Annotated in this window: 22 protein-coding genes; 9 read left to right on the top strand and 13 right to left on the bottom strand. The window is 60.0% G+C overall.

What is annotated here, in order from left to right; all coding sequences use genetic code 11:
* Window positions 1-97: 97 nt before the first annotated feature.
* The 3 genes from ACWBU6_RS06820 to ACWBU6_RS06810 are packed head-to-tail and all read left to right on the top strand — an operon-like array spanning window position 98 to window position 2,291.
* Window positions 98-514, top strand: a complete 417-nt coding sequence (locus ACWBU6_RS06820; RefSeq protein WP_452648067.1) for a hypothetical protein — start codon at window positions 98-100, stop codon at window positions 512-514.
* Window positions 515-551: 37 nt separating this feature from the next.
* Window positions 552-1,508 carry a homoserine kinase gene (locus tag ACWBU6_RS06815; protein ID WP_452648066.1) on the top strand — a complete coding sequence of 319 codons (957 nt, stop codon included), beginning with the start codon at window positions 552-554 and terminating at the stop codon, window positions 1,506-1,508.
* Window positions 1,509-2,291: a BPSS1780 family membrane protein gene (locus tag ACWBU6_RS06810; RefSeq protein ID WP_452648065.1), complete on the top strand. Its 783-nt coding sequence runs from the start codon at window positions 1,509-1,511 to the stop codon at window positions 2,289-2,291.
* A gap of 91 nt (window positions 2,292-2,382) precedes the next feature.
* Here the strand turns inward: ACWBU6_RS06810 and ACWBU6_RS06805 are convergent, their stop codons facing one another.
* The 10 genes from ACWBU6_RS06805 to ACWBU6_RS06760 all read right to left on the bottom strand — a co-directional run bounded on the left by ACWBU6_RS06805 (window position 2,383) and on the right by ACWBU6_RS06760 (window position 7,683).
* The gene (locus ACWBU6_RS06805; RefSeq protein ID WP_452648064.1) at window positions 2,383-2,751 is read right to left on the bottom strand and encodes a glyoxalase superfamily protein; all 369 of its coding nucleotides are present in this window, start codon (window positions 2,749-2,751) and stop codon (window positions 2,383-2,385) included.
* Window positions 2,752-2,819: 68 nt separating this feature from the next.
* Window positions 2,820-3,266 carry a hypothetical protein gene (locus tag ACWBU6_RS06800; protein ID WP_452648063.1) on the bottom strand — a complete coding sequence of 149 codons (447 nt, stop codon included), beginning with the start codon at window positions 3,264-3,266 and terminating at the stop codon, window positions 2,820-2,822.
* 74 nt (window positions 3,267-3,340) lie between these two features.
* Window positions 3,341-3,772 (bottom strand): DUF3592 domain-containing protein, encoded by a 432-nt coding sequence (locus ACWBU6_RS06795; protein ID WP_452648062.1) that lies wholly within the window; start codon window positions 3,770-3,772, stop codon window positions 3,341-3,343.
* Window positions 3,773-3,935: 163 nt separating this feature from the next.
* Window positions 3,936-4,262, bottom strand: coding sequence for a hypothetical protein (locus ACWBU6_RS06790; RefSeq protein ID WP_452648061.1), 327 nt, complete (start codon window positions 4,260-4,262; stop codon window positions 3,936-3,938).
* 378 nt (window positions 4,263-4,640) lie between these two features.
* A complete protein-coding gene (locus ACWBU6_RS06785) occupies window positions 4,641-4,898 on the bottom strand; it encodes a hypothetical protein (RefSeq protein WP_452648060.1) in 258 nt (85 codons plus the stop codon).
* A 313-nt stretch (window positions 4,899-5,211) separates the two neighbouring features.
* The gene (locus ACWBU6_RS06780; protein ID WP_452648059.1) at window positions 5,212-5,598 is read right to left on the bottom strand and encodes a hypothetical protein; all 387 of its coding nucleotides are present in this window, start codon (window positions 5,596-5,598) and stop codon (window positions 5,212-5,214) included.
* A 393-nt stretch (window positions 5,599-5,991) separates the two neighbouring features.
* Window positions 5,992-6,273 (bottom strand): hypothetical protein, encoded by a 282-nt coding sequence (locus ACWBU6_RS06775; RefSeq protein ID WP_452648058.1) that lies wholly within the window; start codon window positions 6,271-6,273, stop codon window positions 5,992-5,994.
* Window positions 6,274-6,395: 122 nt separating this feature from the next.
* Entirely contained in the window at window positions 6,396-6,710 is a 315-nt protein-coding gene (locus ACWBU6_RS06770) for a hypothetical protein (RefSeq protein ID WP_452648057.1), read from the bottom strand.
* 387 nt (window positions 6,711-7,097) lie between these two features.
* Window positions 7,098-7,391 (bottom strand): hypothetical protein, encoded by a 294-nt coding sequence (locus tag ACWBU6_RS06765; protein WP_452648056.1) that lies wholly within the window; start codon window positions 7,389-7,391, stop codon window positions 7,098-7,100.
* A 70-nt stretch (window positions 7,392-7,461) separates the two neighbouring features.
* Window positions 7,462-7,683 carry a hypothetical protein gene (locus ACWBU6_RS06760; RefSeq protein ID WP_452648055.1) on the bottom strand — a complete coding sequence of 74 codons (222 nt, stop codon included), beginning with the start codon at window positions 7,681-7,683 and terminating at the stop codon, window positions 7,462-7,464.
* A 155-nt stretch (window positions 7,684-7,838) separates the two neighbouring features.
* Here ACWBU6_RS06760 and ACWBU6_RS06755 point away from each other — a divergent pair, with 155 nt between their 5' ends.
* Together ACWBU6_RS06755 and ACWBU6_RS06750 are read left to right on the top strand one after the other, a co-directional pair.
* Window positions 7,839-10,145 (top strand): UvrD-helicase domain-containing protein, encoded by a 2,307-nt coding sequence (locus tag ACWBU6_RS06755; protein ID WP_452648054.1) that lies wholly within the window; start codon window positions 7,839-7,841, stop codon window positions 10,143-10,145.
* Window positions 10,146-10,443: 298 nt separating this feature from the next.
* Window positions 10,444-10,809, top strand: coding sequence for an HVO_A0114 family putative DNA-binding protein (locus ACWBU6_RS06750; protein ID WP_452648053.1), 366 nt, complete (start codon window positions 10,444-10,446; stop codon window positions 10,807-10,809).
* 32 nt (window positions 10,810-10,841) lie between these two features.
* On the opposite strand, the gene ACWBU6_RS06745 is transcribed toward ACWBU6_RS06750, so the two are convergent.
* Window positions 10,842-11,078, bottom strand: coding sequence for a hypothetical protein (locus ACWBU6_RS06745; protein WP_452648052.1), 237 nt, complete (start codon window positions 11,076-11,078; stop codon window positions 10,842-10,844).
* Between the two features lie 22 nt (window positions 11,079-11,100).
* Between ACWBU6_RS06745 and ACWBU6_RS06740 the strand changes: the two genes are divergently transcribed.
* Entirely contained in the window at window positions 11,101-12,024 is a 924-nt protein-coding gene (locus ACWBU6_RS06740; protein ID WP_452648051.1) for a DMT family transporter, read from the top strand.
* A gap of 122 nt (window positions 12,025-12,146) precedes the next feature.
* On the opposite strand, the gene ACWBU6_RS06735 is transcribed toward ACWBU6_RS06740, so the two are convergent.
* The gene (locus ACWBU6_RS06735) at window positions 12,147-12,659 is read right to left on the bottom strand and encodes an N-acetyltransferase family protein (RefSeq protein ID WP_452648050.1); all 513 of its coding nucleotides are present in this window, start codon (window positions 12,657-12,659) and stop codon (window positions 12,147-12,149) included.
* A 128-nt stretch (window positions 12,660-12,787) separates the two neighbouring features.
* On the opposite strand from ACWBU6_RS06735, the gene ACWBU6_RS06730 reads away from it, so the two are divergent.
* The 3 genes from ACWBU6_RS06730 to ACWBU6_RS06720 all read left to right on the top strand — a co-directional run bounded on the left by ACWBU6_RS06730 (window position 12,788) and on the right by ACWBU6_RS06720 (window position 17,971).
* Window positions 12,788-13,099: a DUF7709 family protein gene (locus tag ACWBU6_RS06730; RefSeq protein ID WP_452648049.1), complete on the top strand. Its 312-nt coding sequence runs from the start codon at window positions 12,788-12,790 to the stop codon at window positions 13,097-13,099.
* Between the two features lie 79 nt (window positions 13,100-13,178).
* Window positions 13,179-16,625: an EAL domain-containing protein gene (locus tag ACWBU6_RS06725; RefSeq protein WP_452648048.1), complete on the top strand. Its 3,447-nt coding sequence runs from the start codon at window positions 13,179-13,181 to the stop codon at window positions 16,623-16,625.
* 158 nt (window positions 16,626-16,783) lie between these two features.
* Window positions 16,784-17,971 (top strand): IS4 family transposase, encoded by a 1,188-nt coding sequence (locus tag ACWBU6_RS06720; RefSeq protein ID WP_452644803.1) that lies wholly within the window; start codon window positions 16,784-16,786, stop codon window positions 17,969-17,971.
* 82 nt (window positions 17,972-18,053) lie between these two features.
* Here ACWBU6_RS06720 and ACWBU6_RS06715 read toward each other — a convergent pair whose 3' ends face one another.
* Window positions 18,054-20,306 (bottom strand): M56 family metallopeptidase, encoded by a 2,253-nt coding sequence (locus ACWBU6_RS06715; RefSeq protein WP_452648047.1) that lies wholly within the window; start codon window positions 20,304-20,306, stop codon window positions 18,054-18,056.
* Window positions 20,307-20,397: the final 91 nt, after the last annotated feature.

Here is a 20,397-nt window from a genome sequence, read left to right as displayed (position 1 = left end):
GTGTAAATCTCAATATTCCATTATCGCAGAGTTTTACAACGGGACAGGAGGGCATTTGATACAATGGTTAAACCAATAAATTGAACGAAATCCCATCATGCGCGCCCCAACTTCCTGGCTTGCCCTCCCCCTCGCCCTGCTGGCTACCGGCGCCCTGGCGCAATCGACCCCGCCCCAGCCGCCGCAACTGGAGCGCATCGAGGAAGTGGACAATCCCGTCACCGTGAGCTCCAAGCCGTCCACGGAAACAAAGATTGTCGAAAAGCGCGAAGGTGGCCGCGTGACCGAAGCCAAGGTCAAGAGCGGCAAGAGCACGTATACCGTCAAGCCGAATACCCCGGCTGGCAGCGCACTGCCCGGCGATGCCGCCGGTTCCGCCAACCGTGGCCCGCAGTGGACCGTGCTGGAGTTCGACCTCCTCGCCAAGAAGAAGAAACGCTCTGCCGAGGAAGCGGACAAGGAAGACGGCCCGCCGCCTCCACCGCCAGCCCAGCCGGCCGCGCCAACGAAGTAAGCGCGCGCTCCCGTTCGAACACTTAACCTGGTTTCTCATGGCAGTTTTTACCCCGGTCTCACTGGAAGATGTCGGCCATTGGATCAAGCAATTCCCCCTTGGCAAAGCCGTCGCGCTGAAAGGCATCGCTTCCGGCATCGAAAACAGCAATTTTTTCCTGACTACCGAGCGCGGCGAGTTCGTGCTCACGATTTTTGAAAACCTCAGCTTCGAGCAGCTGCCGTTCTACCTGCAGCTGATGCGCCACCTGGCCGACCACGGCGTGCTGGTGCCGGCGCCGGTCGCCAACGACCAGGGCGAGCTTTGCGTGCCGCTGCACGGCAAGCCCGCCGCCATCGTCTCCAAGCTCGAAGGCAAGCCGCAAATGGCGCCGCAGCCGGTGCATTGCGCTGCCGTTGGCGCCATGTTGGCGCGCATGCACCTGGCCGGCCAGGACTTCGCGCTGAAGCAGCCCAACCTGCGCGGCCTGCCGTGGTGGCGCGAAGCCACCGCCGCCGTGCTGCCGCACCTGGCGCTGGAACAAGCTCACCTGCTGCACGATGAAATGAAGTTCCAGGAAGCGCTGCATGCATCCGCCGACTACCACGCGCTGCAACACGGCCCGGTGCACGCCGACCTGTTCCGCGACAACGTGATGTTCGACGGCGAGCGCCTGACCGGCTTCTTCGACTTCTACTTCGCCGGCTGCGATAGCTGGCTGTTCGACGTTGCAGTGACGGTCAATGACTGGTGCATCGACCTGGCTACCGGTGCGCTCGACGAAGCACGCGTGCGCGCCATGCTGGGCGCCTACCACGCGGTGCGGCCATTCAACGCCACCGAGCACTCGCTGTGGCCGGCCTTGCTGCGTGCCGGCGCCTTGCGCTTCTGGCTCTCGCGCCTGTACGATTTCTATTTGCCGCGCGCCGCCGAAATGTTGACGCCGCACGACCCGACCCACTTTGAGCGCATCCTGCGCACACGCATTGCCGTTCCGGCCCCGGAGTTGTATTAAATGAGTAGCATACCCGCCAGCGCAGGCATCGCCTGGATCCGCGAAGGCTTCGCCATCTTCCGCAAACAGCCAGGAGGGCTGATGCTGTTGATGCTGGCCTACCTGGTGGCGGGCGTCGTACTTGGGATTATTCCCCTGCTGGGCCAATGGCTGCCAATGATCCTGGCGCCAGTGTTCACCGCAGTATTCGTGCAGGCTTGCTCGGCGGCCGACCGCAAACAAAGCCTGACGCCGGAAATGCTGCGACCGATCTTCCAGAAGCCGATCTTCCCGCGCCTGGCCGGCCTGGGCGCATTGTTCGTGCTGGTGCTTGCGCTGCTGGCCATGCTGTTTGCATCCGTGGTCGGCATGGACACCGTGCGCCAAATGGCAGAGCAACAGGCAAAGCCGGATGCTGCTGCGGCGGCTGCAGCCGCCAACGGCAACTTCGGCTGGGCGATGTTCGTCATCTTCCTGCTCTCGCTGCCGCTCAGCATGGCGATGCTGTTCGCCGCGCCGCTGATCTTCTGGCAGCAAATGCGCGTCGGCAAAGCGCTGTTCTATAGCTTCTTCGCCGTTTGGCGCGCGCTGCGCGCTTTCCTGCTCTACTTCCTGTGCTGGGTGGCGATCGTGATGCTGTTGACCAATGTGGTGCTGCTCCTGCTTGGTAAAACCCTGCTGGGCATGGCGGTGCTGCAATCGTCCTTGATGATCGTCGTCATGGTGATCCAGTGCTCGGTGTATGCGGCCTACAAGACAATTTTTGGCGAGCCAAAGCTGCCGGGCGCAGCTGCAAGCGAGTGATGCTCCGAAGTGCTCTGACCAGTATTGAAGCGGGGCTAAAGCTGGGTGAACTTCGTCGTCCACCCACGCAAATTACGGGGTGCACACGATATCAGGTGCCGATGGCATCGGTAAACGTAAGCCGATTGCCAAACGGATCCTGTATCGACATATCCCGACTGCCCCATGGCATTTCCTCGATCATCGGCCTCGCGTACCTGTACTCCTTGGCCGTCAGTTGCTTGTGAAAGGCCTCGAGAACCTTTGTCTCGATCCTCATTGCGGCTCCGGGACTGCAGTCACCGTGGTGTTCCGACAGGTGGAGCACGCAATTGTCCCGCGAAACCTGTAGATAAAGCGGAAGGCCAGCTTCAAAGCGATGTTCCCAGTCGATCTCGAATCCCAGGAAATCGACATAGAACTCCCGTGCTTTCGCTTCGTCGAATATGCGAAGGATCGGCGTAGTTTTCCCAAATTTCATTCAAAACCTTCCATGGTCAATTAAACCCTGACTTACTCAATTTGCCGCAACCGGCCCGCTTCGTCACCTTACGCAAAATGGCGAAGAAAAAGCTCCTTAACGATCGCATGATTGGGATTAGACGGATCAACAAGCGCACGAACCGGCTGGCCAACTTCAAATCCGAGGACTCGCTTCGTCCGATGCACCGGAATCCACGAGGAAGCCGCGAAACCTTCCGCCTGGTACGCAAATTCAAGGCGGCCGCGATCCCTCACCAGATAGATCGAGGTGATCGTGGCAGGCAGTTCCACGCCCTTTGCGAAAAGAGCGTAGACGCGCGACACGCGCCATACAAGCACTGCAAGCAGGAGCGCCGTAACGACGATTGCGAAACCGTCTAGCGTCAACTCCTCCGCGGCGGCACGCATCGACCAGCGGTATCCCGTATGAGCCAACCACACCATGACGATCCCAATACCGCTTGCCAGTGCTGGCCAGTCGTTCCAGACAATTGCGCGAATTGATGGCTTCATACAAGGGGATTGATTAATTGGCAATCACCACAGTCTGCCGCAAACAGCACGTTTCCGGCAAGCCCCAGCACATGCTAACGAGAGTCAGGAGGCATGTATTTCCGCGGTACGAAGCCATATGCGAGTGCCATAGTGAGGAAAATTCCCGCAAAGAGTACAACGGCAATGCTCGCGCCCCAGTGGCCGTCACGGTTATCGATTCGTGCGTCTTCCGGTGCGATTGGGTTGACGAGGAGTTCGATCTCCGAACCCAAGCCCGGCTTCAAGCCCAATCGGTCGCGTGATCGGAGTATGTGCGTAGTCCCGCCATTTAGGCTGTACTCGACGACCGGCTGCCAGCAGGTATGCTGCCCGTTCTTTCCGCACGATGTCGAGGAAACTTCAATGACCCGCCCTTTCACGGCCTGAAAGCCCGCAACTTCACGCCGCTGCCCTGCGACAAACAGAATGGCAATCGCGACGACAGGCACGGCGAAGATCAATGGAAGGAAGCGTGGAATTCTCATGGTGGGCAATTATCCCAAATATCAATACAAAGTACTGAGACCAATTGCAGCGAAACCTCCTCACCTGGCCAATAATCGGGGTTCCCGTCAACGTATGGCGCCGTTTCCAGCCGCAGGAGTGCGCCACGAGGGGCCGCACTAAACCAGGCGCAGGGATTTGGCCTCACTGCTTGTACAGCACGTCACCATTAACAGTCATCTGCCATGACCCGCCCTCTTGATGGGGTGGCGCTGTTATGTCGAGCCGTGCATCGCCTACATTGCCAATAATTTCGTTTTCAGAGAATTGTTTGATGTTAACGTTGAAATTTTCCTCTACGCGGGTTTCATTCGCGGAGCGGTGATATTGCATACGCCATGCTCTGGTGATGGTAAGCGTGGCATGTTGAGATTTCCAGGTGCCGATGTAAGAGGCTTTTTCATCCGGAATTTTGCTGCAGCCATTTAGTAAAAGAGCCGCTGCGATGACGGTCGCGAAAGTCGTTCGCATAAAGGTTTCCATAAAGTAGCGTGCTGCGAGTAAGTAGTCCTGTTGACCGCAAGGTTGGGCGATAACGTCATTGTCGCAGCACCTGCGAAGATAGCACGAGAAAACGTGACATACCCTCTGTAGATTCAACACAGCAAGGACGCTCGGTACTTACCTGCACAAGCATCCGGCCAGCGGCGTCAATCGACTCAGATTCGCCTTCGCACGCGATCGTCCCGGCCTGCGGATTGAACTATCCACCCAACGGTTTTCAGACGTCACAATGGGTCGCTTTTCAATGAACAGATGCGATCACGTTTTTAAGCAGCCCAACGGAACGTAACCGGACGCTGTAGCGCGCAGCGGTGCGTAGGTCCGGTTGACGGAATTGCCGGGCATTTATCTCGTCTCAAATTTGGAGATCGCCAGCTGCAGCTGGCGAATCAATTCTCTTGTCTGTGGCACGCTTAACTCAATCTCGGTTACGGCGGTGACATCTCCGTCGATCAAAGAGCGTTCGTCAGCGATCTTCGAGGCACGATCAGGATCAGTGTTCCAAATCTCCAAGTTGATGTGGTCGTTGTGAATCCCAGGATTCACTTCAACGAATCCAGATCTGTACGAGACGTCCTTGCAAAATATCTTAGAGAAGTCCATGGAGCAGCCCCCTTATAGCTTGCGATAACCGTCAGCTGGAGCGCGCAGCGCGTAAGCCGTCCGGTTGAGCGGGAAGTTGGACACGCGCGCGAACTCGCAGCGAATGACCAACCGATTGCGCATCCGCGAATGCGCCCGAATAGACGGCAGCATACCGCACCGGCATACCCTTGCCAAAGTCGGATGCGCTGCCAGCGGCCCAAACGCCACCGTTAGCCGCGAAGGGCGAGCAGTGGGCCTTGAAGCCAAGCGTAGCGGACGAAGCGTGCATCATGTTCACAGAGATGACTATCGTCGATGATCAGCGGCGCCGTTAGGCGTCCGCTGGATTGATTGGTTGGGCAAAGGCTCGATTCTTACGAACAGCTTTTGCCCTCTCTTTGTATCCCTCTTGTTCGAGCACCTTGGCCAGTACCGCTAGATAACGCGATTCTGGAACAAAAAATTCGTAACCAGGATCATTACCAGGAAAGTTGGCGCGGCCGAACATCCAAACGTAACCCGGTGGAATTTCAATCCCTTCAACTACTCGTTGGTACTCATCCAGTTCTTCAGGATATGCCACTCCATGACCTCCATCGCTGTTGCAGAAACCGCTCCGCTCCTCGGATAGCCGGACCAGATCGAAGCGGTCGATCGTGCAAAGGACAATCTCCTCCATTACCCATTCGATCGGCTCATTATTTTTGATATCAGCCATAGATCCACGATGCTCGCGCCCAACGTGATGCTAACCGGCGGCGGAGGCGCGCAGCGCTGTAGCCGTCCGGTTGAGCGGAATGTTGGACACGCGCGTGAACTTGCCACGAAGGCTTTGACGACAGCGTGTCCGCGAATGCGCCCGCACGAACGGCAGCATGCCGCGAGTGCAGACCCTTGCCCGCAAACTGCGAGCAGCCGGCGGCCCAGACGCCAGCGACGGCCGCACTGGCGGATTTGCCAGCGGCCCAAGTGCCGAACGAAGTGGCCGAAATTTGAAACATGTTCACAGCGATGCCCAACGTTCAAGGTAACTGGCTGCCGAAGCACGCAGCGTGGAGGCAGTCCAGTTGACCGTAAGGTTGGGCCAAAAGCCTTGCCACATTCCTGGCACTCACTTGCTTACGCAACGAAATTTCAACGTTGCTCGCGCCGGTCTCACAAATGGCACTCCCTTCTCAGGCATCGCTGAAATGGTCTCGGGAGTTTGACCAGACTTGGAACAGTGTGCATTAGCATCGATATACAAGTCAGCAAGGACCGCTTGCGGATCGCCGAATGCGCCGCCTGCGCTTGACTTCGAAGCCATGAACTCGCCTTTATCCATCGGAACCACACCTGTAGCGCAGCCGGTGACCAAAAGCGAAGCAAGTGGCAGTACGATCCAAATTTTCATTACAAGGAATTCCTAAAGTTAAAAGCCCAACGTTTCAAGCTAACCGGCACGCCAAGCGCGCAACGATTGGCGTGTCCAGCGAACGGAGTGAGCGAGGTTGAGCGCATGGTTGGGCATTAACCTCACAGTTCAGGAAATTGGTTCTGCCAGGCGGCACGCAATGCGGCACATTGCCCAAGCAAAATCGGAAAGCGTGCTTCGACTGAGCGAAGGATGGTATCCATCTCTTGACGCGTATTCCATAGCCAGACTTCCCGAAATGCCAATGCAATTTCAACTTTCGCGAGGTCTTCTTCGGCGAGCCAACGCCGTAACGAATTTGAGATTTCATGTCCATTGTCGTCGGTCAGCCAAACCAAGCGTGTCAATAATTCGGCGATCCACTCAGGTTTGGCCGAAGGCACCCTCTTCAAAAAAATGTGATCAGCGAGATCCATGCACTTACGCCCAACGTTGGCGATCAGCGGCACCGTCAGGCGTCCGTTGGATTAAATGGTTAGAGCCTATTCGGCAGGATCTTGAAGCCATGCTTCGAATGCTGCACGAAGAATTTCAGCTTGATCCAGTCGATAGCCAGGAACTGCCTCGAACGAATTGTTTTCCAAGAATGAGGCGACCTCGGAACGATCGAAGCTCGCATCGATTTCGCGAAAGTCCTTGTGCCATACCGCGAGCCGCGAATCGCTCCGCTCGAAAATGTACCACTCACAGGTTCCGGAATAGCGAAGATATGCCATGGCGCTAACGTTGGACGTAACCGGCCGCAGTAGCGCGCAGCGCTGCGGAGGTCCGGTTGACGTGAAGGTTAGACTTTTCGCGCAAAGTCATTGCGTCCTCTCCCAATGAATGCCGGGGAACTTCATTTCAGCATAAGCAATCGCAGCATCGAGCGTCACAAGGTTTGGAATGAGGTTGCAGAATACACCAGGAGCCCCCGCCATTTCGTATGCAAGAAAATAGCAAAGTTCCTCACGATCTTCTCGAACCTCTTCATCATCCTCGTAGTCGCCGGAGCCCCAAAATTCTGCACTTTCGAGAACGCGAACTTCGACAGGAACCGAGCCATCATAGAGCCAGGTGCCCTGTCGAAGAATTGGCCAAGTATCAGTATCGGGCATGGTCTAACGTGAGAAATCACCGGACCGCGCGGCTTTTTGCGCGGGTCCGGTGGATTGAAATGTTAGGGCTTTAGCTGCCACGGAAATTGGGGTTGGCTTGAAACTCACCGGTCAACTCGCCTTTTGCATCGACTTTAAAAGCGCCCACGATAGCTTCAGGCGGGACATGGTCGTTGGGGCCAAAATTCCCTTGAATTTGATACACCCAACCACCAGGGTTTTGTCGAGCTTCCTCAATCATCTGCGGAGTAGGAACAAAGGAAGCTTTGGGTTTCTGTTTGAATGGCCACATAAGAACTCTAACGTAAATTCGATGTCATATTGACGTTTTAATAAACCTCATTATGACGCCTAACGCCGAGTCAATCAATCACCAATGCCTCGGCGAACTCGGCCCAACTACCGCCCAAACCCGCTGCCCAAGCGCTCCGCCGGTATAATGGCAGGATGCAAAATCTCCTCCACAACCTCAACCCCGAACAACTCGCAGCAGTCACACTGCCACCGCAAAATGCCCTGATCCTGGCCGGCGCCGGATCGGGCAAAACGCGCGTGCTGACCACCCGTATCGCGTGGCTGATCCAGACCGGCCAGGTCTCCCCTGCCGGCGTGCTGGCGGTGACCTTTACCAATAAGGCAGCGAAGGAAATGCTCACCCGTCTGAGCGCGATGTTGCCAATCAATACACGCGGCATGTGGATCGGTACTTTCCACGGCCTGTGCAACCGCCTGCTGCGCACCCATTACAAGGATGCCGCGCTGCCGCAGACTTTCCAGATCCTCGACTCGCAGGACCAGCTCTCGATGATCAAGCGCCTGCTCAAAGCGAACAATATCGACGACGAGAAGTTCCCGCCGAAGCAGGTGATGTACTTCATCAACAACAACAAGGAACAGGGCTTGCGCGCCTCGCAGGTGGAGGCCTACGACGCGCTGGAGCGCAAGCTGGTCGAGTTGTACCAGCTGTACGACGACCAGTGCCAGCGTGAGGGCGTGGTGGATTTCGCCGAACTGTTGCTGCGCACCTACGAGCTGTTGTTACGCAACGAACCGCTGCGCCAGCACTACCAGCAGCGCTTCCGCCACATCCTGGTTGACGAGTTCCAGGATACGAATAACCTGCAATACGCCTGGCTGAAGCTGATGGCCGGCCACGCCTCGCCTTTCGGCGGTGCGCTGTTCGCCGTGGGCGACGATGACCAGAGTATCTACGCCTTCCGTGGCGCCAACGTGGGCAATATGCAGGCATTCGAGAGCGAGTTCCAGGTCAAGAACCTGATCAAGCTGGAGCAGAACTACCGCTCGCATGGCCACATCCTGGATTCGGCCAACCTGCTGATCTCGAACAACAGCCGCCGCCTGGGCAAGAACCTGCGCACCGACGCAGGTCACGGCGAGCAGGTACGCGTGTACGAAGCCAGTTCGGACCTGCAGGAAGCGCAGTGGATCATCGAGGAAGCCAAATCGCTGATCGCTGAAGGCGCCCTGCGCCGCGAGATCGCCATCCTGTACCGCTCCAATGCACAGTCGCGCGTGATCGAACATGCGCTGTTCTCGGCCGGCATGCCTTACCACGTGTACGGCGGCCTGCGCTACTTCCAGCGCGCTGAGGTCAAGCACGCTATCGCCTACCTGCAGTTGATGGACAATCCGCACAACGATTCGGCCTTCCTGCGTGTGGTGAATTTCCCGGCGCGCGGCATCGGTGCGCGCTCGATCGAGCAGTTGCAGAATGCAGCGGCCACTTACAACTGCTCGCTGTACGCCGCCGTGCCGTACATGGTCGGCAAGGCAGGCAGCTCGCTGGCTGCCTTCACCAAGCTGATTGAAGGCGTGCGTTTCGAAACGCAGCAACTGGCGCTGCCGGAGCTGGTGAAGATCACGCTGGATTCTTCTGGCCTGCTGCAGCATTACCAGAACGAGAAGGAAGGCGCCGATCGCGTCGAAAACCTGGAGCAGATGGTCAGCGCGGCAACGCAGTTCGTATCGGAGGAAGGCTTCGGCCAGGGTGCGCCTGCGCACCTCGGCCCGCAGGCCTCGGCTGCCGCCGGCGCACAGGTCGTGGTGGCCGAAGGCGTCGAGATCATCGATGCCGATGCTCCGCTGGCGACCGTGATGTCGCCCCTGTCCGCATTCCTGTCGCATGCCTCGCTGGAAGCCGGCGACAATCAGGCGCAGGAAGGCCAGGATGCGCTGCAGCTGATGACGGTGCACTCGGCCAAGGGCCTGGAGTTCGACAACGTCTTCATCACCGGCCTGGAGGAAGGCCTGTTCCCTCACGAGAGCAGTTCGAAGGAAGAAGGCGGCGTGGAAGAAGAACGTCGCCTCATGTACGTCGCGATTACGCGTGCCCGCAAGCGCTTGTACATGTCGTTCTGCCAGACCCGCATGCTGCACGGCCAGACGCGCTACAACATGAAGTCGCGCTTCTTCGACGAATTGCCGGAGGAATCGCTGAAGTGGCTGACAGCTCGCGTGCAGAACAATTGGTTCTCTAGTGGCTCGCGCAAGTCGGCGTGGGATGAAATGCCGTCGGTACCGAGCGCCGACAACCGCCTGGCTGCACGCATGAACGAACGCTCCGGTGCCTCAGGTGGCTGGCGTATCGGCGAGTCCGTCGCGCACGCCAAGTTCGGTGAAGGCGTGATCGTCAATCTCGAAGGCAGCGGCGCCAACTGCCGCGCGCAAATCAACTTCGGCTCGTTCGGCATGAAGGTGCTCGACCTCTCCGTCGCCAAGCTGGAACGGCTCTGATGCCATCATCCGGTGCGGAAATGCTCGCATTTCCGCACGTTGTTCCACCTCGCTGAAGACTTGAGCAAGATCTAATCCCCTCCTCCCCTGGCATGACACGATTGATGAATGCCAGAGAAGAAAACCACCGACAATACAGTACTATTTCCCGATAGAGGGGAAATGGAAAAGTGCGCCATGAAGTCTCGGAAGACGACCACGGCATGGGCAAGACTGAAGAAGTCGCTTATCGTGGCTTCGGCGACATCAGAGCCCGCTTCAACAGGGACTTGGCATCGCTCTTGAAAGGGGATTAATCATGATGCGGAAGATGATAATCAAAGTCGAGAGTTGGGAAGAAATGCTCAACTGGAGCGAAGAGCTTGCGCAAATGGTAGACCGCGGCGAGAGAATTCCTGAGGCGTGTATCCGAAGTTTTGAAGACTCGGAGGACATGCTGGCACTTTTCACGCCTTCGAGGAGGGAATTGCTGGCAGAGATACTGCGAGGCTCAAGTTCAATCGAGGCACTTTCCGTTCGCCTTCAGCGAAATCTCTCCGATGTCGAAGAGGATGTCCGTAAGCTCGTCGATGCCGATATTGTCACAATCGAACAATACATAGTGCATCCTATCGCTGAAACGGTTGAGTTCGAACCAATTCAGCTGCTCGCGTCCGAGGCCTGAGGCTCAGCTAGCTGACAGGTTCAGTTTGCGCCTCACTTGAAGATCAGCGCCTCGCCCTGGATTTCGCCATCGAGGAACTCTGCAAATTTGCGCACCAGCGCAGTCGGAATTTCCGGCCTCCCGCCTCCCCACCGATACGATAAATTCTCCAACACATCGTCAGTGCCGTTTTGATCCGAATTTTTGTTCTGCGTTTTTGCATAGCTCAAACGCGATAATTGGGAATACTCATGCAACGAAGCATAGCCTAGAGTGGGTGCCATCGTCACCCCATTCTCCCGGAGGCTACACATGGAATCCTTTCTGATCCCCGCTTCACTCTTTGCTGGCGGCCTGCTTTCTGTCCAGGCGGGCGCCAATGCACAACTTTCGAAGGCTACCGGCAGTCCCTTTGCGGCGACCACGCTGCAGCTCTCGGTCGGCACGCTTGCATTGCTGGTGCTTGCGCTGTTGACCGGGACGCTGACTGCGGCCGCAGCCCTGCCCCAGGTGCCCTGGTGGCACGCTGTCGGCGGCGTGGCAAGCGCCTTTTATGTCGTCTCCACGATCCTGTTGTTTCCGCGCCTTGGCGCAATCGTGTCGGTTGGCCTTTTCATTGCGGGCCAGATGCTGGCTTCATTTGCGCTCGATGTCAGCGGCCTGGCCGGCGGTGCGCCGCGCACCATTGATGCGCCGCTCGCCATCGGCATGCTGGCGATCCTGGCTGGCGCCGCGATCATCGTAAAAGGGCAGGCTGGCCAGCAATCGCAGCCGGTCGCGGGAAAGACGGGCTGGATCGTTCTCGCCTTGCTGGCCGGTGCAGTACTACCTGTGCAGGGTGTGGTGAACGGCTTGCTGCGGCACGACCTCGGGGCGCCGTTTGTAGTGGGCGCCGTAAGCTTCCTCGTCGCCACGTTGGCGATGGCCGTGGCGATGATGTTCTCCGCCACCTTCCTGCGCACGCCCGCGCCCACACTGCAAGGCTTGCCCGCTATGCCCTGGTGGGGCTGGCTGGGCGGCTTCGCCGGTGCGATCTACGTAACCACCGTGTTTACCGCGATTCCAGTCATTGGTGCGTCGGCGGCTGTCGGACTGACCGTAGCCGGGCAACAAGTGGCTTCCGTCTTCGTTGACCGGCATGGCTGGTTCCGGCTGCCAAAGCGGGACGTTTCGGCTTTGCGCTTGACTGGCGTAGTACTGCTGCTCGCTGGCGTGGCGATCATCAAGCTGCTGTGACGGAAGTCAGGCCTTCGATGCGAGTGCCCCCAGTTTGGCAGTATCGTGAAGCTTGATAATCGCGCATGCGCTCGACCAGATCCTGGCAGGGTCACCCGACAGGATCTCGCCTATCGGAGTGCTCATTCCTGGCGTTTCAGGACTTTGGTCATGGGGATTTCATCGTACGCCACGCCATCGACAATCAGTGCTGCTGGTTCGCAGCCCCAGGCCCGGAAGCCCAAAGATTCATATAGTTTCTGCGCCGGCTCATTGCCTGCAGTAACGGCAAGGCTGATGTGGGTTACACCTTCCAGCGCGGCCGCACGATCCAATGCATAGTCCATCAACTTGCGGGCGGCGCCTCTGCCGCGATGTATAGCAGCCACGTACACTCCTCGAATGTGCGCACGATGGCGCTGTTTAGCGCTACTGTCGCGATCCACGCGCGCAATCGCAATCAAGTCCGCGCCATCGAACACGCCAAGATAGTGGCGCCCCGAACCGGGCGACAGGCGCCGCTCAATTTCGCTCAGGGGTGTGGTGGACTCTTCTTCAAAGCTGGCCGTGAAGGCGGATGGTGTTTCGCGCAAGCCGGCCAGGCGCAAGGCGTGATAGGCGGAGGCATCGCCGGGTGTCAAAAGTCGTGTATGCATGGTGCCATGCATTTTACCGAATGATGGGTTTTCGCCACATGTTGTCGCGAATCCGCCAAGCTGCGGCCGGGGCCCTTGAAGGTTGGGCGGCAGATGCGAATATGCGCCTCACTCATACGAAAGGAGCAATGATGAATAATCCGAACGACCTCGCCGCCATCAACCGGAAGATCCTTGCCGACGGCGAGTCCCTGCCGCTGGTGCAACTGAAAGACGGCAGCAAGGTACAAACCGGGACTGTGGCCACCATGTTGCGCAATATCGAACTCTACAACGCCGGCGAGCGCGGCGACATAGAGCAGCAACTCGCAGCCGCCATCCCTACCGTCGCCAAGGTCGGCCTGTTCGACCTGTTCCCGCCGGAAGAGTGGATTGCCGGGAACAATCCAGGCCGGCGCCGGGTCGGCAGGCTGGCGGCACAGTATCTTGCTTTTAAGTAGTTAATTTCTGCCGGGATTTTTTTCTGCTAGATTGAGGAGAGCGCTGGCCACACTGCAATACATACCGATAAGGGTTGCAATGTTCGACTACCTGATCCTCGTTCTCGGCGCGCCCGACAGCAGTGTGCTTTACCTTGGCCATTACGATCCCGTACTGGTCATCCTGTCGGTGGCGGTTGCCATCTTCGCTTCCTATGCTGCGCTGCTGGTGGCGCAGTTGCTGCCATCCGCCGCCAGCCCCGCCCGCCGCGCCGGATGGCTGGCGGCGGGCGGCGGCTGCCTGGGCCTGGGCATCTGGGCCATGCACTTCGTGGGCATGCTTGCCTTCACCCTGCCCTGCACCAATAGCTACGACGCCGGACTGACACTGCTCTCCACCATCCCCGGCATGCTGGCAAGCGGCCTGGCCTTGCATGTGATCAGCCAGGGGCCGCCCAACACATTGAGGCTATGGGTGGCCGGAACTTTGCTGGGTGCGGGCATCGGCGCCATGCATTACACCGGGATGGCTGCCATGCAGTTCGACGGCATGATCCAGTACGACCTGCGCTTGTTCCTGCTGTCGATTGTGGTGGCGGTGGCGATGGCGACGCTGGCCTTGTGGCTCAAGTTCCGGCTGGCGCGCCTGAAAGGACGCTGGGCCTCCCCGCTGTGGAGCTCCGTTGTCATGGGCCTGGCCGTCGCATGCATGCACTACACGGCGATGGCCGCCGCTTACTTCGTTCGCGACAGGCGGGGCAGCGGAAGTGGGGCAGGCATCGCCGAAACTGCGCACATCAGCCCTAGCATGCTGGCCGCCTCGGTGCTGGTGTTTACCAGCCTGCTGATCGTGGTCACGATTGTTGCCACCTATGTCGGCAAGCGCCGCCTGTTCACCTTTGAGCGCTCCTACCGCCTGATTGTCTTGCTGATCCTGGGATGGAGCCTGATCGCCTGGCTGGGTGCCAGCTATTTCCAGCAGCGCATGGCCGACGAACTTTACCAGCACGAGCTGCAAGTGGCCCAGGAGCAGGCCGACAACCTGGCCAGCGGCATGGAGGAAAGAACGGCACGCCTGCGCGGTTTTGCATTGATGCTGGCGAGCGACGACGGCATCCGCAATATCGCCATGCACGGCACGGCGGACCAGCCCGCGAACGAACGGCTGGCACGTACCGCGCGCGCATTGAAGGTGGACAGCATGTTCGTGCTGGACGCCGAAGGCGTTTGCATCGCCACCAGCAACCTGTCGGAGGCCGGCTTCTATTTGGGACGCAATTTCGCCAGCCGCGACTACTTTATCCTGGCACGCGCCAACGAAGAAGGGCAGCAGTACGCCGTCGGCCGCGACGGCATGGCAGGTTCGGTGTATTACGCCCATGCGGTACGTGTCAGCGGAAAATTCCTTGGCGTCGCGGTGGTCAAGCTGAATGCCGGCGCGCTGGCGGCCATGGCCGGCCCATTCCAGGCCTGGGTCGCCGATGCCAACGGCGTGATCATCCACTCTGCCAACACCACCCTGCTCCATCTTGCCCTGCCCTCTGCGCGCGTGTACGGGCTGGATCAGGCGCAGCGCCGCCAGCGCTATGGGCGCGAGCGTTTCGACAGCATTACGCTGGAGCCATGGGATAGCGAGGCCATGCCGGCTGTGGCGCGCATTGCCGGTGCTGGCGTGCCCAGCGTGCTGGCAAACCGCCAACTCGCCGACGGCAGCCTGTCGGTCACGGTACCGCGTCCCTTGCCCGCCTTGCTGCACCAGGGAACCCGCCGCTTCTGGCTGTTCATACTGATCGAATTCGCCGGCAGCATGCTGGTAGCAGCAGCCACCGCCACCGCACTCTATTTGCGCGAGAAGCAGAAGGCCGATGCCGACTTGCGCGTCGCCGCCACCGCTTTCGAATCGCTGGAGGGCATGGCCATCACCGACGCCGACCACATGATCCTGCGCGTCAACCGCGCCTATACCGACATAACAGGCTTTTCCGAACGCGATGCGCTGGACCAGGAACTGCTCGTATGCGACGAGCCGGCGCTGCAGCAGCGCATCTGGGAGGGCGTAGCGGCGCACGGCGCCTGGCAGGGCGAAGTCTGGCAGCTGCGCAAGAGCGGAGGACGGTTCCCGTGCTGGCTGGTGGTAACGGCAGTGCGCGACGCGGCCGGCGAGATCACCCACCACGTCTGCGCACTGACCGACATCACCGAGCGCAAGGCCTCGGAGCAGGAAATCCGCAACCTGGCGCTATTCGACTTCCTGACCCAGTTGCCGAACCGGCGCTGCCTGATGGACCGCCTGCATCACGCGCTGGCCGCCAGCGCTCGCACCGGCCAGTGCGGCGCCCTGCTGTTCATCGACCTGGACAACTTCAAGGACCTGAACGACACGCTGGGCCACAATGTGGGCGACATGCTGCTGCAGCAGGCAGCACGCCGCTTCGTCGGTTGCGTACGCGAGAGCGATACCGTGGCGCGCCTGGGCGGCGACGAATTCGTGATCATGCTGGAAAACCTGCCTGACGATACCGAACTGGCAGCGGAACAGGCGCGCGCCATCGGTGCCAAGCTGCTGGCGCGGCAAAACGAGCCTTACATCATGGGCCCGCACCAGCATAGCTGCACCTCCAGCGTCGGCATCACGGTATTCCGCGGTGAGAGGGAAAGCGTGGAGGACCTGCTGAAGCAAACCGACCTCGCGATGTACCAGGCCAAGGCTGCCGGCCGCAACACCATGTGTTTCTTCGACCCGGCCATGCAGACGGTGGTCAGCGCGCGCGCCGCACTCGATGCGGATTTGCGCAACGGTCTCTCGCTGCAGCAGTTCGCGCTGCACTACCAGCCGCAAGTCGATGCCGAAGGCCGCATCACCGGGGCCGAGGCCCTGCTGCGCTGGCAGCATCCCACGCGCGGCCTGGTGCCGCCGATGCAGTTCATCGCAGCAGCCGAAGCTTCCGGCCTGATCCTGCCGCTCGGCGCCTGGGTGCTGGAGCATGCCTGCGCCCAGTTGGTCGCCTGGTCACGCGAACCCGCGACGGCCGCCCTGGAACTTGCGGTCAACGTCAGCCCACGCCAGTTCTACCAGGCCGATTTCGTCGAACAGGTCATGGGCGCGCTGGTGCGCAGCGGCGCTTCGCCGCGCCTGCTGAAACTGGAACTGACGGAAGGCCTGCTGCTGGACGACGTCGAATCATCGATCGCCAAGATGGCGCTGCTGAAAGCGGCAGGCATCAGCATATCGCTGGACGACTTCGGCACCGGCTATTCTTCGCTGGCTTACCTGAAGCGCCTGCCGCTATGCCAGTTGAAGATCGACCGCTCGTTCGTGCGCGACATCCTGCACAACGCCGACGATGCGGCCATCACCAAGACGATCCTTACACTGGCCGACAGCATGGGGCTATCCGCCATTGCCGAAGGCGTGGAATCGGTGGAGCAACAGAATTACCTGGCACGCCAGGGCTGCCGCGCCTTCCAGGGCTACCTGTTCGGCGCACCGCTGCCGATAGCCGAATTCGAAGCACTGCTGCTGCCCGCCCAGCTCGCCCGCGCCTAGAATGTTGAAAGTCGGGGTCAGCTCCTGACCCTTCCCCTCATATTTTTGTTGTAAACGTTGAAGGAAGCTGTTAACTTTCAATCCCAAAAACGGCGCATGCATGGCTGTGTCACCCCTTTCATTCGTAGCGTCCAAACTGCGAGGGAAAGGAATACGCCATGCATGCACATGCAATCATACAGGGGTTATTGGATCAGGAATGTCCGAACATGCATGCCAAGCGGCGGACATGCTTGGCCAAGGTGGCGACAGCGGCGTTGCATGGTGGCCTAAGTCTGGTGCGCATGGGGAAGAAGCTGGCTTCGGCGACGCAGTTGCGCCATCGCATCAAATGCTGTGATAGGCTGTTGAGTAACCCCCATCTGGCGCAGGAAAAGCATGCCGTGTACCGTGCGCTGGCTCGCCGTGTGATCCGCCAGCCTGGTGTGCAGATTGCTGTGGACTGGTCGGCGGTACGAGACGATAGCAGCATTCAGTTGCTACGGGCAGCAGCCATCGTCAAAGGGCGTGCGTTCACCCTTTATGAGGAAACCCACCCCTGCGCCAAGCTTGGCTCACCGATTGTGCATCAACACTTTCTACAATCGTTGCGCAGCATACTTCCACCGGGCAGCCGGGCCATCATCATCACCGATGCCGGCTTTCGCGCCAGTTGGTTCAAGCTGTTAAACCAGCTCGGATTTGCCTGGGTGGGGAGGATCCGCAATCGCGACATGGTGCGCTGGCACGACAGTCCTGGCTGGGTTGGCTGCAAGACGCTCTATGCGCAGGCCAGCGCCCATGCGCGCGACCTGGGCCAATACTTTTACACGCGCGCTAATCCTGTCCTGTGCCGGCTTGTGCTGCTGAAACGCCACCCAAAGGGGCGGCGCCGATTGACCAAGATAGGCAAGCCGGCACGCAGCTGCCACAGCAAGAAGAATAGTCGGGGACAACGCGAGCCATGGTTGCTCGCCGTTTCACCCAAGCTCGCCTCACTCAATGCCGAGCAAATCGCCAACATTTACGCTGGCCGCATGCAGATCGAACAAACCTTCCGCGACCTCAAGAACGCGCAGTGGGGAATGGGATTACGCCTTAGTCAGACCCACACATTGCGGCGCTTGGCTATTTTGCTCTTGCTGGGGACATTGCTCACCTACGCACTCTGGCTTATCGGACTCGCCGCTCGCAAAACAGGTTTCAGTGTCGCTTACGGCAGTCGCGCGAAGGCTGCCAGCACTCTGTCAATCCTGTCATTGGCGATGCATTGGATTAATGAGGCCCAACCGCCTTCGATCCATCTGACAGATATCAAACACGCACTTATCGAACTGATATCGATGGTGCGTGTCTGCAAAATATGAGGGGAAGGGTCAGGGTCAGCTCCGGCAATCGGACATTCGCCTTCGGCGAATGTCCGATTGCCGGAGCTGACCCCGACTTTCATTACATAACTGGCTTGGCGTTGCCGTTGCTGATCGCTTCGTCGACCAGGGCGCGCGAGGCTTTGTCGGCCTCCCGCGACAGGCGGCCTTGTTCGCGTCCCAATTCGCCCATCTTGCGGCCCATTTCGTGCAGCGGCCGGGAGACTTCGGCGATGCGGGCGTGCATGGCGGCGATCGGTGCCTGGCGGGCGGCCAGCACGGCGTGGCGGGCGGCAATCTCATGTCCCTTGCGCGCCATTTCCGCCGTCAGCGGTTCCATCTGCTTGCGCAAACTTTCCAGGTCGCGTTCCAGCTGAGCGCGGGTCTTGTCGTCGGCCATCTCCATCTTGCGGCTGGCTTTTTCCATGGCGCGGGCAATGCGTTCCTGCTGGCGCGCGGACTGTTCCATCTTGCGCTCCAGCTCGCGCTCGAGGGCCTGTTGCTGCTTGCTGCCCATTGCTGCTTCGGCCTCTTTCGCAATCTGCGCGCTCATGGCTTCCACTTGCTTGCCTTGGGCGTCCATCAGCTTACCTTGCTCTTCCATGATCTTGCCGTGCGCTTCGGCTGGCTTCCAGAGCTCGCGCACTTTGCCCAGCAGGGCCGGGTCCTGGATCACGTAGGACTTGCCATCCTTGCGCACGTAGATGAATTCACCCGTGGTGTCCTGGCGCAGGCGCTGCAACGTGCTCAGGTCGCGGGGCGCGCCCTGGAAGCCGTTGACCGACAGGTTCTTGTCGCTCTCGCGTACATAGGCATAGGCGCTGCGGCTGTTGTCATCGATCGAGAGGTAGCTGCTGCTTTCGATTTCCCTCAGCTTTTTCGGTGGCTTTGGCGGTTTTGGTGGCTTGGGCGGGGCCGGCACCGCGGCCATCGGTGCCGGCGGTGCGGCTGGCGCCAGTTCGGTCACCGGTGCCGGGATGGCTGGAGGGGCCGGCGGCGCAGCCGCGGCCGGTGGTGCGGGCGGGGCCGGTGGCGCGGGTTCGACATCGTGCTGGCCACCGACATCGGTAACGTGCACGACCATGGCGGACGCTGGTGCGGCCTCGGAGGCCGGTGCGGCTTCGGAGGCCGGTGCGGCTTCGGAGGCCGGTGCGGCTTCGGACGCTGGTGCTGCATCGGTCGCGGCTGCGGCATCAGGCACCGGTGCGGCCTCGGCTGCCGGCGCTACCGCGCCATCCTGGGCCGGCGCAGCCATCGACGCTGGTGCAATGACAGCACTGGCCGCCGGTAGCGACGCTGCTTGCGGCATCGCGTGGGCATACAGTGCGGCGCAGGCCGCAAAAATTCCTAACAACGGGGTCGCCATCTTCCAGCTCAGAGGCTGTGCATCGGGACGGATCAGGCGTTTGATTCGGGACATGAGGTCTCCTCCGTTTGCCGCGGGGGCAGCAAAGTGATGGGTGGTGAACTGGAACTTGTCCAGCTCGGAAAGTGCAAGTGCCAGGCGCCGCGGTTCGCCGAGCGTGCTTGCGGCTAAGTCGTCTGCTATCTGTTCTCGCTCGCGGCGGATGCATTGCGACAGCATCCACACGCTGGGGTGGTAGAACAGGAAAATCTCGATGCCGCTCTGGGCCAGGTTGACCAGGTAATCGTGGCGGCGTACATGCGCCAGCTCGTGGGCCAGCAGCGCTTCCAGCAAATCGGGCGGCAGGCCGCTGACCAGCGATGCTGGCAGCAGCACGATCGGGCGCAGAATGCCGGCCGTAATCGGGCCGTCCAGTGCCTCCTCCGACACGCCGAGGCGCACCGGGCGCCGGATGCCCATGCGCTGCGCCAGCGCCGTGGCGCGGGCTTGCCAGCCCGGGTCGGCGTGGTAATGGCCGGGCAAGGTGCGGCTGCGCACCCATTGCAGGCCGAGCGACAGGCGCAGCGTCATCAGGGCGGCGCCGGCGGCCCACAGCAGCACCAGCCACGGCATCTGGCGGCGCAGCAGGTATTCCCAGGAGGCCATGGCGTCGATGTCGACCAGGGCTGCTTCGGCGCCCTGGCCGTCGGCTGCGCCGGGAATGGCGGCGATGGCGGTGGCTTCCAGTGGCGCCGGCAGCACGTAGCCGGTGTCGTATGCGTCGGCCAGGCGCCAGGCGAAGTTGGCCAGCGGCAGCGCGGCGCACAGGAGCAAGGCGATGCAGGCCACCAGGTAGCGCGCGTGCGGCCGGGCGTTGCGCAGTCCGTGCAATGCCAGCGCCGCGCTGCAGCCGATCAGCAGGCCTTGCCACAGGAAGTGCAGCAGGGACCAGCCCAGGGCTGGGATGACGGCGTTCAGCAGGTTGCTCATGGCGGGCGGCTCCGGTTTGATGGTGTCCTGGCAAACTAGATTAAATGATCTAGAACTTTGTGTCTAGAACTTTTTGTCTAGTTCGGGATGC

This window comes from Pseudoduganella sp. HUAS MS19, from assembly GCF_053615455.1.
This window is presented reverse-complemented; position numbering and strand designations above follow the sequence as displayed.

Bases quoted from the DNA above. Each gene is read 5' to 3' on its own strand.
- ACWBU6_RS06820 (WP_452648067.1), top strand. From the start codon at position 98: ATGCGCGCCCCAACTTCCTGGCTTGCCCTCCCCCTCGCCCTGCTGGCT.
- ACWBU6_RS06815 (WP_452648066.1), top strand. From the start codon at position 552: ATGGCAGTTTTTACCCCGGTCTCACTGGAAGATGTCGGCCATTGGATC.
- ACWBU6_RS06810 (WP_452648065.1), top strand. From the start codon at position 1,509: ATGAGTAGCATACCCGCCAGCGCAGGCATCGCCTGGATCCGCGAAGGC.
- ACWBU6_RS06805 (WP_452648064.1), bottom strand. From the start codon at position 2,751: ATGAAATTTGGGAAAACTACGCCGATCCTTCGCATATTCGACGAAGCG.
- ACWBU6_RS06800 (WP_452648063.1), bottom strand. From the start codon at position 3,266: ATGAAGCCATCAATTCGCGCAATTGTCTGGAACGACTGGCCAGCACTG.
- ACWBU6_RS06795 (WP_452648062.1), bottom strand. From the start codon at position 3,772: ATGAGAATTCCACGCTTCCTTCCATTGATCTTCGCCGTGCCTGTCGTC.
- ACWBU6_RS06790 (WP_452648061.1), bottom strand. From the start codon at position 4,262: ATGCGAACGACTTTCGCGACCGTCATCGCAGCGGCTCTTTTACTAAAT.
- ACWBU6_RS06785 (WP_452648060.1), bottom strand. From the start codon at position 4,898: ATGGACTTCTCTAAGATATTTTGCAAGGACGTCTCGTACAGATCTGGA.
- ACWBU6_RS06780 (WP_452648059.1), bottom strand. From the start codon at position 5,598: ATGGCTGATATCAAAAATAATGAGCCGATCGAATGGGTAATGGAGGAG.
- ACWBU6_RS06775 (WP_452648058.1), bottom strand. From the start codon at position 6,273: ATGAAAATTTGGATCGTACTGCCACTTGCTTCGCTTTTGGTCACCGGC.
- ACWBU6_RS06770 (WP_452648057.1), bottom strand. From the start codon at position 6,710: ATGGATCTCGCTGATCACATTTTTTTGAAGAGGGTGCCTTCGGCCAAA.
- ACWBU6_RS06765 (WP_452648056.1), bottom strand. From the start codon at position 7,391: ATGCCCGATACTGATACTTGGCCAATTCTTCGACAGGGCACCTGGCTC.
- ACWBU6_RS06760 (WP_452648055.1), bottom strand. From the start codon at position 7,683: ATGTGGCCATTCAAACAGAAACCCAAAGCTTCCTTTGTTCCTACTCCG.
- ACWBU6_RS06755 (WP_452648054.1), top strand. From the start codon at position 7,839: ATGCAAAATCTCCTCCACAACCTCAACCCCGAACAACTCGCAGCAGTC.
- ACWBU6_RS06750 (WP_452648053.1), top strand. From the start codon at position 10,444: ATGATGCGGAAGATGATAATCAAAGTCGAGAGTTGGGAAGAAATGCTC.
- ACWBU6_RS06740 (WP_452648051.1), top strand. From the start codon at position 11,101: ATGGAATCCTTTCTGATCCCCGCTTCACTCTTTGCTGGCGGCCTGCTT.
- ACWBU6_RS06735 (WP_452648050.1), bottom strand. From the start codon at position 12,659: ATGCATACACGACTTTTGACACCCGGCGATGCCTCCGCCTATCACGCC.
- ACWBU6_RS06730 (WP_452648049.1), top strand. From the start codon at position 12,788: ATGATGAATAATCCGAACGACCTCGCCGCCATCAACCGGAAGATCCTT.
- ACWBU6_RS06725 (WP_452648048.1), top strand. From the start codon at position 13,179: ATGTTCGACTACCTGATCCTCGTTCTCGGCGCGCCCGACAGCAGTGTG.
- ACWBU6_RS06720 (WP_452644803.1), top strand. From the start codon at position 16,784: ATGCATGCACATGCAATCATACAGGGGTTATTGGATCAGGAATGTCCG.
- ACWBU6_RS06715 (WP_452648047.1), bottom strand. From the start codon at position 20,306: ATGAGCAACCTGCTGAACGCCGTCATCCCAGCCCTGGGCTGGTCCCTG.